Origin of the sequence: Collinsella sp. D33t1_170424_A12 (assembly GCF_015554865.1) — a bacterium.
Taxonomy (GTDB): domain Bacteria; phylum Actinomycetota; class Coriobacteriia; order Coriobacteriales; family Coriobacteriaceae; genus Collinsella.
The window spans coordinates 1-11,670 of the sequence record NZ_JADNJJ010000015.1 but is presented as its reverse complement, the minus strand read 5'-3'; the positions used below and the strand labels follow the sequence as shown (position 1 = coordinate 11,670).

11 protein-coding genes are annotated in these 11,670 nt (G+C 58.3%); 3 read left to right on the top strand and 8 right to left on the bottom strand.

The window, feature by feature from the left end:
- A partial coding sequence (locus I2E26_RS00780) for an ATP-binding cassette domain-containing protein (protein WP_229056303.1) occupies nt 1-1,569 on the top strand: 1,569 nt, incomplete at its 5' end.
- Nucleotides 1,570-1,697: 128 nt separating this feature from the next.
- Here I2E26_RS00780 and guaA read toward each other — a convergent pair.
- The gene (guaA, locus tag I2E26_RS00775; RefSeq protein WP_195419235.1) at nt 1,698-2,681 is read right to left on the bottom strand and encodes a glutamine-hydrolyzing GMP synthase; all 984 of its coding nucleotides are present in this window, start codon (nt 2,679-2,681) and stop codon (nt 1,698-1,700) included.
- Between the two features lie 153 nt (nt 2,682-2,834).
- Nucleotides 2,835-3,365: an RNA 2',3'-cyclic phosphodiesterase gene (gene thpR, locus I2E26_RS00770; RefSeq protein WP_195419234.1), complete on the bottom strand. Its 531-nt coding sequence runs from the start codon at nt 3,363-3,365 to the stop codon at nt 2,835-2,837.
- 311 nt (nt 3,366-3,676) lie between these two features.
- Between thpR and I2E26_RS00765 the strand changes: the two genes are divergently transcribed.
- Entirely contained in the window at nt 3,677-4,237 is a 561-nt protein-coding gene (locus I2E26_RS00765; RefSeq protein ID WP_195419233.1) for a ferritin family protein, read from the top strand.
- A 218-nt stretch (nt 4,238-4,455) separates the two neighbouring features.
- Here I2E26_RS00765 and I2E26_RS00760 read toward each other — a convergent pair whose 3' ends face one another.
- From I2E26_RS00760 to I2E26_RS08990, 4 genes are all read right to left on the bottom strand, one after another.
- The gene (locus I2E26_RS00760) at nt 4,456-6,423 is read right to left on the bottom strand and encodes a DUF2130 domain-containing protein (protein WP_195419232.1); all 1,968 of its coding nucleotides are present in this window, start codon (nt 6,421-6,423) and stop codon (nt 4,456-4,458) included.
- Between the two features lie 96 nt (nt 6,424-6,519).
- A complete protein-coding gene (locus I2E26_RS09000; protein ID WP_229056302.1) occupies nt 6,520-6,678 on the bottom strand; it encodes a hypothetical protein in 159 nt (52 codons plus the stop codon).
- Complete coding sequence (locus I2E26_RS08995; protein WP_229056301.1) at nt 6,651-6,845, bottom strand: HIRAN domain-containing protein; 195 nt, start codon at nt 6,843-6,845, stop codon at nt 6,651-6,653. Before I2E26_RS08995 ends, I2E26_RS09000 begins: the two co-directional genes overlap by 28 nt.
- Nucleotides 6,846-6,980: 135 nt before the next feature.
- Nucleotides 6,981-7,670 (bottom strand): metallophosphoesterase, encoded by a 690-nt coding sequence (locus I2E26_RS08990; RefSeq protein WP_229056300.1) that lies wholly within the window; start codon nt 7,668-7,670, stop codon nt 6,981-6,983.
- A gap of 97 nt (nt 7,671-7,767) precedes the next feature.
- Between I2E26_RS08990 and I2E26_RS00745 the strand changes: the two genes are divergently transcribed.
- Nucleotides 7,768-8,187, top strand: coding sequence for a hypothetical protein (locus I2E26_RS00745; protein ID WP_195419231.1), 420 nt, complete (start codon nt 7,768-7,770; stop codon nt 8,185-8,187).
- Nucleotides 8,188-8,469: 282 nt separating this feature from the next.
- On the opposite strand, the gene dcm is transcribed toward I2E26_RS00745, so the two are convergent.
- Nucleotides 8,470-9,714 carry a DNA (cytosine-5-)-methyltransferase gene (gene dcm / locus I2E26_RS00740; RefSeq protein WP_195419230.1) on the bottom strand — a complete coding sequence of 415 codons (1,245 nt, stop codon included), beginning with the start codon at nt 9,712-9,714 and terminating at the stop codon, nt 8,470-8,472.
- 60 nt (nt 9,715-9,774) lie between these two features.
- The gene (locus I2E26_RS00735; protein WP_195419229.1) at nt 9,775-10,488 is read right to left on the bottom strand and encodes an Eco47II family restriction endonuclease; all 714 of its coding nucleotides are present in this window, start codon (nt 10,486-10,488) and stop codon (nt 9,775-9,777) included.
- Nucleotides 10,489-11,670 lie beyond the last annotated feature (1,182 nt).

Below are 11,670 nucleotides of genomic sequence, written 5' to 3'. Positions count from 1 at the left end.
TTCATGCAGCTCGCGCTTTCTCGCGTGTCCTACACGCACCCCGCAGCTCAAGACCCCATTTTGAATACCGTGACCATAGCCTTCGCACAGGGCTGGACCGGCCTGCTGGGCGACAACGGATGCGGCAAGTCGACGCTCGCCCGCATCGCCTGCGGCCTCATCGAGCCCGATGCCGGCTCGGTCACGCGCGGCCTCTTCTGCGTCTACTGCCCGCAGGAAGCGGACGCGCGACCCGATTGCCTGCCCGATTTCGCCCTCGATTTCGGCCGCGATGCCCGCGCCCTGCGCGAGCGCTTCCGACTCGCCGACGACATGCCCTGGCGCTGGGGCGAGCTCAGCTTCGGCGAGCGCAAAAAGCTGCAGATCGCCTGCGCCCTCTGGCAGCGCCCCGACGTGCTCGCCATCGACGAGCCGACCAACCACCTCGATGCGCCCGCGCGTGCCGAGCTCGCCGATGCCCTAGCGGGCTTTCGCGGCATCGGCATCCTCGTGAGCCACGACCGCGACTTGCTCGATGCACTCGTTCGGCAATGCGTTTCGTTCGAGCCCAGCGGCCCCCGCGGCCAAACGCGGCTGATAATGCGTCCGGGCGGCTATACCGCCATACACGACCAGGCCGAGCGCGAGCGGCGGGAAATCGTGCACGAACGCGCGAGCGCTCAAGCCGAGCTTGCGCGCCTGGCAGCCGAACGGCAAGCCCGCTCCCAAGAGGCCGCGCGGGCCGATGCGCGGCGATCAAAGCGACGGCTCGACCCAAAAGATAAAAGCGGGCGGGCCAAGATAGACCTTGCCGTCTTCACGGGCCAGGACGGCGCGCGCGGCAAACTCGCCCGACAGATGGACGGACGCATGGCCGACGCCCGAGCGCGCGTGGACGCGGCGTTCGCGCCCAAACGCTACGACGGCAACCTCTTCCTAGAGGCGTCGCCCAGCCCGCGCAAAACCATCGCGCACGTGCCAGCGAGCGCCATTCCCTGCGGACCGGGAGAGCTCGCGCTACCCGATCTCTACGTGGGCAACACGGACCACATAGCGCTTGCAGGGCCCAACGGCGCCGGCAAGACGACCCTGCTCGACCACATCCGGCGGCTGCTCGCCTGCGAGGAAGCCGGCTATCTCGATTCGACCACACGGCGCGCGCCTCCCGTCGCCGGATGCTGGAGGAGCGCCAACGGACTCTGCGTACTAGACATCCCCCAAGAGCCAACCGCCCAGCAGTGCATACGGGCGTTGCAAGGGCTTCGCAGGCTGAACACGGCGGATCGAGGACGCGTGCTGTCGAGCATAGCCCGACTGAACTCCGATCCCGACCACGTCTTGGAAGGCACCGCAACCAGCCCCGGGGAGATGCGAAAGCTCATGATCGGCCTTGGGCTTCTTGAGCGGCCTTCGCTCATCATCATGGACGAGCCCACCAATCACCTCGACCTGCATTCGGTCGAAGCCCTCGAGCAAGCTCTTGCTGGATTTGCAGGCGCATTGCTGCTCGTCAGCCACGATCGCGCATTCTTGCGCGCGTGCACGAGCATCACATGGGCCATCGAAGGCGGCTCCGTTCAGGTTTCCTAGCATCCAGCCAACCGGGGGCGCGGCCACCGTCCGGCGCGGCTACGCGCAGCCGCGCCGGGATAGCAAAAGAGCCTTTGCCGCAAGGACAAAGGCTCTCGCTACGCATGTAAGCGGCGGGCAACCGCTGGTTACTCGAACTCGATGGTGCCGCAGGGCTTCGGCGTGAGATCGTACAGAACGCGGCAGATGCCGGGGACCTCGGAAGCGATGCGATCGCCGATCTTCTTGAGGAGCGCCCAGTCAAGCTCGGGCACCTCGGCGGTCATGGCGTCGACGGTGTTGACGGCGCGGATGAACGCCGGCCACTCGTAAAGGCGCTTGTCGTCCTTCACGCCGGTGACGCGGAAGTCCGGCACGGAGACGAAGTACTGCCACACCTTGCCCTCGAGGCCCGCGTTGGCGAACTCCTCGCGCAGGATGGCGTCGGCCTCGCGCAGGGCCTCCAGACGATCGCGGGTGATGGCACCGAGGCAGCGCACGCCCAGGCCGGGACCGGGGAACGGCTGGCGCTCGACCATGTTCTCGGGCAGGCCGAGCTCGCGGCCGACCACGCGAACCTCGTCCTTGTACAGCAGGCGAACGGGCTCGCAGAGCTCGAACTGCAGGTCGTCGGGCAGGCCGCCCACGTTATGATGCGCCTTCACGCCGTCGGACTCGAGGATGTCGGGGTAGATGGTGCCCTGAGCCAGGAAGCTCACCTGGTCGCCCACCTTGCGGGCCTCCTCCTCGAAGACGCGGATGAACTCGGCACCGATGATCTTGCGCTTGGTCTCGGGCTCTGCAACGCCGTCGAGCAGGCCAAGGAAGCGGTCGGTGGCGTCGACGTACACGAGGTTGGCGTCCAGCTGGTTGCGGAACACGTCGACGACCTGCTCGGACTCGCCCTTGCGCATGAGGCCGTGGTTCACGTGAACGCAGATGAGCTGCTTGCCAACGGCCTTGATGAGGAGGGCCGCCACGACCGAGCTGTCAACGCCGCCGGACAGGGCGAGCAGCACGTTCTTGTCGCCGATCTGCTCGCGGCACACCGCCACCTGCTCCTCGATGAAGGCCTGAGCGAGCTCGGGGGTGGTGATGCGAACCATGTCGTCGGGACGCTTGTTAAGATCCATGTGGAATCCTCCTCAACGTGTAAGGCTTGAAACTGCAAGAAAGTATATCGAATAACAACCGCTCGCACGCCGCTGGATGCAAGCATATTCAGACGAAATCAACGTATGCCCCAGCTCGCACGCGCCACGGCCTTGACCCGCTTCACACAGGAGCTAGCCGTCGAGCGCGCAACGATGCACGAGCGTGTATGTAGGACCGCTCGCCCCCAACGTGCTTGCATAGAGTCCCACGGTGGTTGCAACGACGGGCTGAGGCGGCTCGAGATGCGGAAGCGCGTCGCAGAGCACGCGCGCATGGCGCGCAAGCGTGATATGGGGCACGAATTCGTGGGGATCGAACGGCAGGCCGCGCCCTGCCAGCGCCGAGCGAAGCCGTTCGGCCAGAACAAGCAGCTCCGTGCGGGGCTCCACGCCCATCCACAAAACCGAGTCGATAGGCTTGCCGAACGTCCCCAGCTGCGATGGGGCAAGAATCGCGGGAGCGGCTTGCGCCGCCAGGTCGTTGAGAGCCGCGACCGCATCATCAACCTGGCCCTCGTCCAGCTCCCCCATGAACGCAAGCGTGAGATGGTAGGACTCGCAGGGCACGAATCGACCGAGCAAGTGATCGGATAGCCGCTCCGTGCACGCGCATAGCTCGCGTCGTAGCTGGTCTGGAACATCGAGCGAAATATAAACCCTCATCGATCTCCCCTCCGAACGGTCCATCGAGATGAGCCCACTCCCTATTTGTTCATGTATAGCATGCACGACCTGCAGCTTATACGGCAAGAGACAACTTTCCTCCATTCCTTTTTCTACCCCTTTCACACCTCTGCATGACTCCTTTTTGTAAGCCTTGGTTTACTTATTGCGATGTTTTTGAGAATGAGTATCAATATGAATCTAGATAGGGGCCATTAGGACATAATGGGTCACGTACCAAGTCGCGGTTGCCTGGAGAGGAACATCAGGCCAAGCGCCGCGCATTCGTCTGCGACCGAATGGAGAAGGTCATGAAGTTTGTATGCCCCGTTTGCGGTTACGTTGAGGAGTTCGACGGCGAGGAGCTGCCCGCCGATTTCAAGTGCCCCCAGTGCGGCGTTTCCGGTGACCGCTTCACCAAGGTCGAGGAGGGCAAGATGAGCTGGGCCGCCGAGCACATCGTGGGCGTTGCTCACGAGGAGGGCGTCACCGAGGACATCATCATGGACCTCCGCGCTAACTTCGAGGGCGAGTGCACCGAGGTCGGCATGTACCTGGCCATGGCCCGTGTTGCCCACCGCGAGGGCTATCCCGAGATCGGTCTGTACTGGGAGAAGGCCGCCTTTGAGGAGGCCGAGCACGCTTCCAAGTTCGCCGAGCTCCTGGGCGAGGTTGTGACCACCTCCACCAAGAAGAACCTCGAGATGCGCGTCGAGGCCGAGAACGGCGCCACCGCCGGCAAGTTCGACCTCGCCAAGCGCGCCAAGGCCGCCGGCCTGGACGCCATCCACGACACCGTCCACGAGATGGCTCGTGACGAGGCCCGCCACGGCAAGGCTTTCGCCGGCCTGCTGGAGCGCTACTTCGGCTAAACCGAACACACGCTTACATTCTTTAAGCCCATGCAAACGGGAGGCTCGCATCGCGCGGGCCTCCCGTTTTCTTCTTTACATCGGTGTTTTCAACAGGCAACAAGCCTACCGAATGATATATGCATCGACGATTTCGCCGTAATACGCCGTATGGTGATCTTCGTTCTTGTCGCGATGCGAGCCATCTACACCCTGGGGGGCGGCGTTTTCAAAACCGCCTACACCTCATAGCTGTCGGCGGGATCGGGTTCGGCCCCGGGCGCCTCCTCGATGGTGACACCTTCGCGCGCGGCACGCTCTTCCTTCTCGCGCGCCTCGTCGAACTTCGCCTTCATGGTCTTGTTGCCCCAGGTAAGCTTGCGAATAGTGAGCTCCTGTGCCTTGTCGTTGGCCAAGCGCAGGTTGTTTTCACTCGAGATCAGGTTCTCTTTGACCTTCTGCAAGTGCTTGATAGTGGTATCGATCTCCTCGATAGCCGTTTGGAACTTGCGGCTTGCCAGGTCGTAGTTCCTGCCGAAGCGGGTCTGGAAGCTCTCCAGCTTCTCCTCGAACCCGGTGACGTCGATATTCTGCTGGCGTACGAGCGCGAGCTCCTGCTTGTAGGCAAGTGAATTCATGGCGGCGTTGCGCAGCAGCGTGATCATGGGGATGAAGAACTGCGGGCGGATGACGTACATCTTTTCGTAGCGGTAGCTCACGTCCACGATACCGGCGTTGTACAGCTCGCTTTCCGGCTCGAGCAGCGTGACCAGCACCGCATATTCGCAACCCTTGGCGCGGCGGTCGTGGTCGAGCTTCTTGAAGAAGTCCTCGTTCTTGTGCTTGGTAGCCGTGGTGTCGTTTTCGTTCTTCATCTCGAACATGATGGAGATGATCTCGTTACCGTCCTCATCGCACTCGCGGAAGATGAAATCGCCCTTGGTGCCCTCGGACGCATCGTTGTCCTTCTCGAAATACGCACGCGGAAAGGCGGTCATGCGCAGGCGGTTGAATGCCGTCTCGCAGTGCTGCTCGAGCGTCTCGCCCACCATCTTCGTGGACAAGCGCGCCTTCATATCGCGCAGGCGCTCGATCTCCTCGTCCTTGTAGCGGATGATAGCCTCGTTCGCCGTCTTCGCCTCCGCCAGCTTGTGTTCAAGATCGGTTTGCGCCTGCGTGCGCTCGAGCTCGCGTGCAGCCTGCTCGCGCCCCAGCGCGGAGACCGCCTTATCGCGCTCGCGTTCCATAGCGGCCACGGCCTGCATCTGGGCCATCTTGGCTTGCGCCTCCTGCTCGCGCAACCGCGCACGCAGCTCCTCGGCCTCGCGCTGCCCCTGGCTCATCATGGTTTGGAACTTAAGCGCCGCCTCGGATTCAGCGGCTTGGAGCTGCTGGGCCGCCTTCGAACGCGCCTCCTGCAAGACGCGTTCGGCGTCGACCTGAGCGGATTGGAGCTGCTCGGCTGCACGCACCTGCGATTCTTGGAGCTTTCGATCCGCCTCCGCCTGGACGGACTGCAGGCGCTGCTCCGCTTCGGCGCGCGCCGCCTGCAAGGCAAGTTCGCGGTTGGTATTCGCATTGGCGAGCTCCGCCTTCAAGGCATCGACCTCGCGCTGCAGGTCGGCCGCCGCCTGTCTCGTCTCTTCGCGCGCCTGCGAGGCTGCCTGCTCGCGCGCCGCTTCGCGAGCGGCATCCGCAGCCTCGAGCTTGGCTGAGAGCTCGGCTAGGCGAGCGTCGCGCTCGGCCAAGCTCTTCTGCAGCTCAGACGCTGCTTCGGCCTGCGACTTTTGAAGCTCCGCGGCGGCATTCGAGCGAATCTTCTGGAGCTCGGACTCAGCCCGGGCACGAGCTTGCTGCAGGTCCGACGCTGCCTGGGCGCGCTCCTGCTGGAGCTCTGAAGCCGCCTTCGTTTGAGCCTGCTGAAGGGCGCGATCGGCGACCGCTTTCGCCTCTTGCAGCTCATATGCCGCACGTGCACGCTCCTGCTGAAGCACCGCCTGGAGCTCCGAACGGGTCTTCTCGAGCTCGCTGGCGGCATTGGCACGCGCGAGCTCGAGCGCCTGGTCCTTCTCACGACGCAGGGATGCGGCGCGCTCCTCCACCTCGCGCGCGAACTGCTCGTCGCGCACCTGGCGGACGATGCCCTCGTAGTCGCTCTCATCGAGGTTGATAACGGTTCCACAGTTGGGACATGCAATCTGATTCATCTGCGCTCCTCGCTCCCCCGCCCGGTCCGCCCGAGCACGTTTTCACAGCTCCCACTATAGCCGCTCGTGCAGACGCGGTGGCAGGCAGCCTAAATCCTAGCGCGCGTCCTTCACGTAGATCGCCACGCGAAGCTGCTTCCAGGGATCGTTCTCGGGCGCGACCTGCATGACGCGGCACTCGAAGATGGACGCGTGGCCGTAGTGGAACAGCACCGAGAGCTTGCCGTTCAGATCGGCGGGAACGTAGCCCAGCATCTCGCCGCGGCCTTGATAGCGATCGCATCGGCATCGTGCGGGTTATCGGGCTGCGCCTCGAGCGTGAGCTCGTCGCCGGGCTTGAGCTGCGATAAGACCAGCGCGCCCTCGTGATACTGGAATCCCGCGACGTAGAAGTTCATGATGTTGCGTGACGGCTCGTACATGATGGCCCTCCTTTTACCTGGGAGCGCGGCCGCACCTGCCGCGACCGCGCCGGGGCACCACGTCTACGGGATGCCCCTTGGCTGTTGAGACCACCATACGGGTTCGTGCGGACACGGATTTCGCAAGCAGGCGCGCTACGCGCCAGCGCCCGCCTCGTCCTCGGCGAAACCGATCTGCGCCGGGTCGACGCCGCGGAAGAAGTCGAGGATGTCGTCGCGACTCACCGGTGCATAGCCGTTGGCATCCACGCCCACGTCGTAGCGCAGGATGCCGCGGGAACGGTTGCGCTCGTTGTACGCGGGATCGGCATGGATGTGTCCATGGAGCTGAATGGACCCGCGGCGCTTGCCGTTCCAGCTGAGCATGGGGTAATGCGAGAGCACCATGCGCGTGCCGTGGCACTCGCCCGGCTTGAGCTCGAAATAGTCGAGCACGGCTTCGAAGGGGCCGTCGGCAGCCGCGGCACCGGGAGTTACGGCGGACACCGAACTTGTCGTAGGAGCGCTCCCCTTTTTAGCGCGGCCTTTCCCGTTCCGGGCAGCGTCGCGCACCGGCGGCTCCAACAAACCCCAATCCTTATCGTGGTTGCCACGAATGAGACGCACATGCTCGCAGTTGATGCGCTCGCGCAGGCGCAACGCATCCGCCACGGAGGTTCGGTACGAGAAGTCACCCAGCATGTAGAGCGTATCGCGAGAGCTCACGCGATCGTTGATAGCAGTGATGAGCCTCGCATTCATCTGGCCGATGGTATCGAACGGGCGCTGGTTGCCACCGAGGCTGTTGCTGTGACCGAAATGCGTATCGGCGGTAAACCAGATCATGGAGGAGTCCTTTCGAAGAGACGATGTCATGAAGAAGGCCGGACAAAACCTCGATACCGCCCTACAATCTTGACAAACTACGATATGAAATGAAGCTATGAATCCAAGCATCCTTACAATTTGTCTCTATCTGATAGGCATCATAAGCATACTGCTCGGGGATACGCCCTTTGCACGAACAACCCTACACGTTGAATATGCCGACTTTCAGATACAAAGCAAGTCGATTCTCAACTGCGAAATCAATGCAGACAGCATCAGGTTCCATAGATACCAGCACGATCGCGTAATCACCCGAGCGGATCTAACTCGATACCGTAACCGGCTGCAAGAAATCATCGCCTCGCCAACAATCGAAAACGAACAGCTCGAAGAATTGGTGCTCATCCTGAACGAGATTAGTTTACATCCCATGATTCTTGCGAACCCTAGAAACCTAAAGGCCATGATTACCGCAAAAGATCAGGCAACAGGCCTTTCGATGACGTCCGCATGGCGCATCCTTCCCGCTACTTGATCCCCACCGCCCGAATTAAAGTATCCAGATATGCAGCAAGAATGAAAACCGCCGTTAAGCGCGTACCGATGAAAATGCAAATAAGTATAGTGAAGCCCTCGCAATCAACATGAATAAAGACCTTACATACAACATCCCTTAAGGCATTAATCCCGCGAAGTCCTTCTTGCTTGATCAAAATAAAGATTACCAAACAAGCAATGCATACATTTCAAAGTACCTGCACTCATGTCGCATAAACCCAAGAATACCCCCGCAATCCCGTCCAAAGAACCCTTAACGCTAATTACTATTTGGATATATCACTTCCATATCATCCGTAATCGGAATGTACCCCAAAGCCGCAAGAACGCAACGGCCAACGTGATAGCCCAAGTTAACGGGTACAGCATTACCGATTTGTTTGTATTTTTGCGCCATACTTCCGCAAAACTCCCAATCATCAGGGAAGGTTTGAATTCTTGCATACTCACGGACTGTTAATGGTCTTGTTTCTGAAGGATGGCAACGCTCCGTTTGTTTTTGAGCTGGAGAGCATGTAAGCGTAAGACTTGGTTGATCCCAGGACAGCCGACGTGCCATTCCAGTCTTTCCACCTGTTAGAAAGTAGCTCGCCCCCATATACTCTCGTTGAAGGTCATCGGACAAATCCTTCCAGTAACCACCTTCGGGAATGAGATCCATTATCTTTTTCTTTTTCTCAGGATAGCTTTGCCCCTCCGAAGCAGGGCAATCTTTTAACGCCTCTCTTAGTGAAATAAAATAATCTTTTTCTTTCGGAAAAACATAAGGTATATCCAAATCTTTTCTTATAGCAAAAATAATAAGCCGCTCCCTTTTCTGCGGTACATCCAGATACTGAGAGCGAAGAACCCTATAGGTCGCGCGATATCCAAGCTGATCGAGGGTATCCATCATGGTTGACAGGGTTCGCCCCCCATCGTGCCTCAACAGCCCACGCACATTCTCGCCTATCGCAACCTTTGGTTTAACATCCTTTATTGCACGTGCAAACTCAAAAAATAGCGTTCCGCGCGTATCTTCAAAACCTCGACTTTTTCCAGCATAGCTGAATGCCTGGCAGGGAAATCCCGCCTGAATTACCTCGGCATGCATACCTGCAAAATCAACGGTACGAACATCAGAGTTATCAATTGTCCAGTCAAGTCCATGAGACTCGCTATTCCTTCGCAAAGTCTCCGCAGCTCTGCTGTCAAGCTCATTAAGGTAAATGTGATTCAGACCAGCATTATGAAACCCAAGTGCCGTTCCACCAGCCCCGGCAAACAAGTCAATACAAGTTGCCGTCTCGTACTGCTTATCACTCCTTAATACGGAAAACTGACAAGAGACCCCTCCCTCGAGTTTATGCTTTACTCGCTCAAGCTCTTGCGTTGAAAACAACCGACGGTTCCTACCATCTCGAACTGACTTAATCAGACCGAGCTTATCCCATCGCCGAATGGTGTCCACAGACACGCCCAACAGATGAGCTGCGTCTGCTGCAGTGATTGCATTGAGTTTCATATCCATTACCCCATAATAACCTTTACCTATGCATTGGTTATTATAACAAAGGAGCTTGCCTTAGTTCTTGGGAGCACTGGGCATCACTGCATTAAAAACCCCGTCCAAATCAACTTCACAAAGCGCATGCGGAACCGCAAGACCGTAATCAACAATCACATCAGCAAGAATACCAGGTAGAGCATGAAAAACTCGATATAAAGCATCATCCCTATCGAAAGCAAGGGCATAAGCAGTAACGCCATCGCAAACGCGGACAAAGTCCTTCGGTTTACGCCCAGAAGGCTCCCATGGCTTATCGTATGCATCTGGAGATGCGGGGACGATTTGAACAAGGTAGGAGATAGCAGCATTGCAACGAGCAATTTCATCAAGCTTATCCCAAACAATCTTCTCGTCAGAACTCTTAATCGTATTAAAGCGATTCTTGACTTCTAGATACAGGGGTTTTCTATAAACTGGATGCACAAAACCCGAAACGCTCTTAAGATCAACAACTCCGCCAGAAGCTCCAAGCTCCTCAAAATGAGGAGAAAGGCCTAACACTCGCTGATGCCAAAGTCCGATTGCATTCGACAAAGATTTATTCTTTGCTCGCATCTCGTCAAAAGTAATCACATCGTCGACAGAACAATCAAATATCTCAGCCTGAGCAATGGTTGAAAACGGATCGAGAGGCAGTGCATCCTTCTTTAAGATTGCATTTTTGAATGTATTGCGAGTAACCTGAAACAAAGCTTCTTCGTCAATCCATAATAAACCGTACCTATGCATGCGACCTCCCAACAACTCAAAGAATCATGCTCCTCGAATCATATACCACCTTGCGACAACTCACATATACTTGTTACTACATAGTCGACATAAAGCTGTGGTTGGTCACTATTCCACCGCGGCGAGTACCGACACATACTTCACCGAAAGAAATGACGAGCGGATACCGTTAGACCTTCCCCTCGATTGGTGCGCCTTCCTGTTAACCGTAGCCACAGCGTCTTCCACCATCTGCACACTTATGGAATCATCAAAGCATGCCAGCTATCCCATTAACATGTCAATCGCTATATGCATAAGCGCATCAGGTTGAAGCGCAATCTGATGCGCGTTCGCAACCCATTCCCAATTGCCGCCAAAACCCTTTCCATGCGTCCGTGCTCTTTCTGGATCACGCTACAACCTTCCCTTTTCCGAGCTAAACAGCCACATCCTGCGCCCCCGATATCAAATCACAGCGTATGCATACCCAATTGTCATCGATATTGAAGGGTGCACCGATGCCGCATCCCAATCGATGCTGATGCTTACCAGGAGACTACTTGTCTGGTTACCGCTTCTTAATACGAATAATTGACATCCTTTCAGCTAAATGAATGACCAAACACGTCACCCTACTAGCTAAGCAAGGCATCCGCTCGGCTCTCGTTTCGCCAACGGAACCAAGAAATACCAGATCGGAATAATCCGGCACGAAGCAGCCGTCGGAACTACAGACGTTTTCCTGTACATCCTGCACCGGGTAGCCCAGCGAAGCGCGGTACTCGTCCGGCGTCATCCTCCCCAGAGCCTACGAGATACACCCGACCGGAACCACCTCAGCCAAGCGTCGAGAGCGGCCGTGAACACCTCAACCGTGATCCCCGACCAATCCCGGGCGTAGTAGAACTCCTGCCTGAGCGTTCCGAAGAACCCCTCCGCCCGTGCGTTGTCCCCACCCCTTCCCTTTAGGGATATGCTGCGGCGGACGCCGTTGGCCTCTCAGATCGCCATCCGGAACCTCGTCCAATTTTGCACATCAACAGGCAGACCGGTCGCGAGCCTCAATCTCTAGCCGAGCTCGCATCTGCTCCACATGGAGGTAGAAGGGAGGGGTGCGAGCCTCCCCCTTTAATATGAGTTGAACATTGTCAAGAGGCAAAACCGGCCCGGCCGTCCGCGGAGCTACCGCGTACGGCCGGG

Coding starts and splice junctions, on each gene's coding strand:
- I2E26_RS00765 (WP_195419233.1), top strand. CDS start 3,677: ATGAAGTTTGTATGCCCCGTTTGCGGTTACGTTGAGGAGTTCGACGGC.
- I2E26_RS00735 (WP_195419229.1), bottom strand. CDS start 10,488: ATGCATAGGTACGGTTTATTATGGATTGACGAAGAAGCTTTGTTTCAG.
- I2E26_RS08995 (WP_229056301.1), bottom strand. CDS start 6,845: ATGTACGAGCCGTCACGCAACATCATGAACTTCTACGTCGCGGGATTC.
- I2E26_RS09000 (WP_229056302.1), bottom strand. CDS start 6,678: ATGCTGGGCTACGTTCCCGCCGATCTGAACGGCAAGCTCTCGGTGCTG.
- I2E26_RS00745 (WP_195419231.1), top strand. CDS start 7,768: ATGAATCCAAGCATCCTTACAATTTGTCTCTATCTGATAGGCATCATA.
- I2E26_RS00760 (WP_195419232.1), bottom strand. CDS start 6,423: ATGAATCAGATTGCATGTCCCAACTGTGGAACCGTTATCAACCTCGAT.
- dcm (WP_195419230.1), bottom strand. CDS start 9,714: ATGAAACTCAATGCAATCACTGCAGCAGACGCAGCTCATCTGTTGGGC.
- thpR (WP_195419234.1), bottom strand. CDS start 3,365: ATGAGGGTTTATATTTCGCTCGATGTTCCAGACCAGCTACGACGCGAG.
- I2E26_RS08990 (WP_229056300.1), bottom strand. CDS start 7,670: ATGATCTGGTTTACCGCCGATACGCATTTCGGTCACAGCAACAGCCTC.
- guaA (WP_195419235.1), bottom strand. CDS start 2,681: ATGGATCTTAACAAGCGTCCCGACGACATGGTTCGCATCACCACCCCC.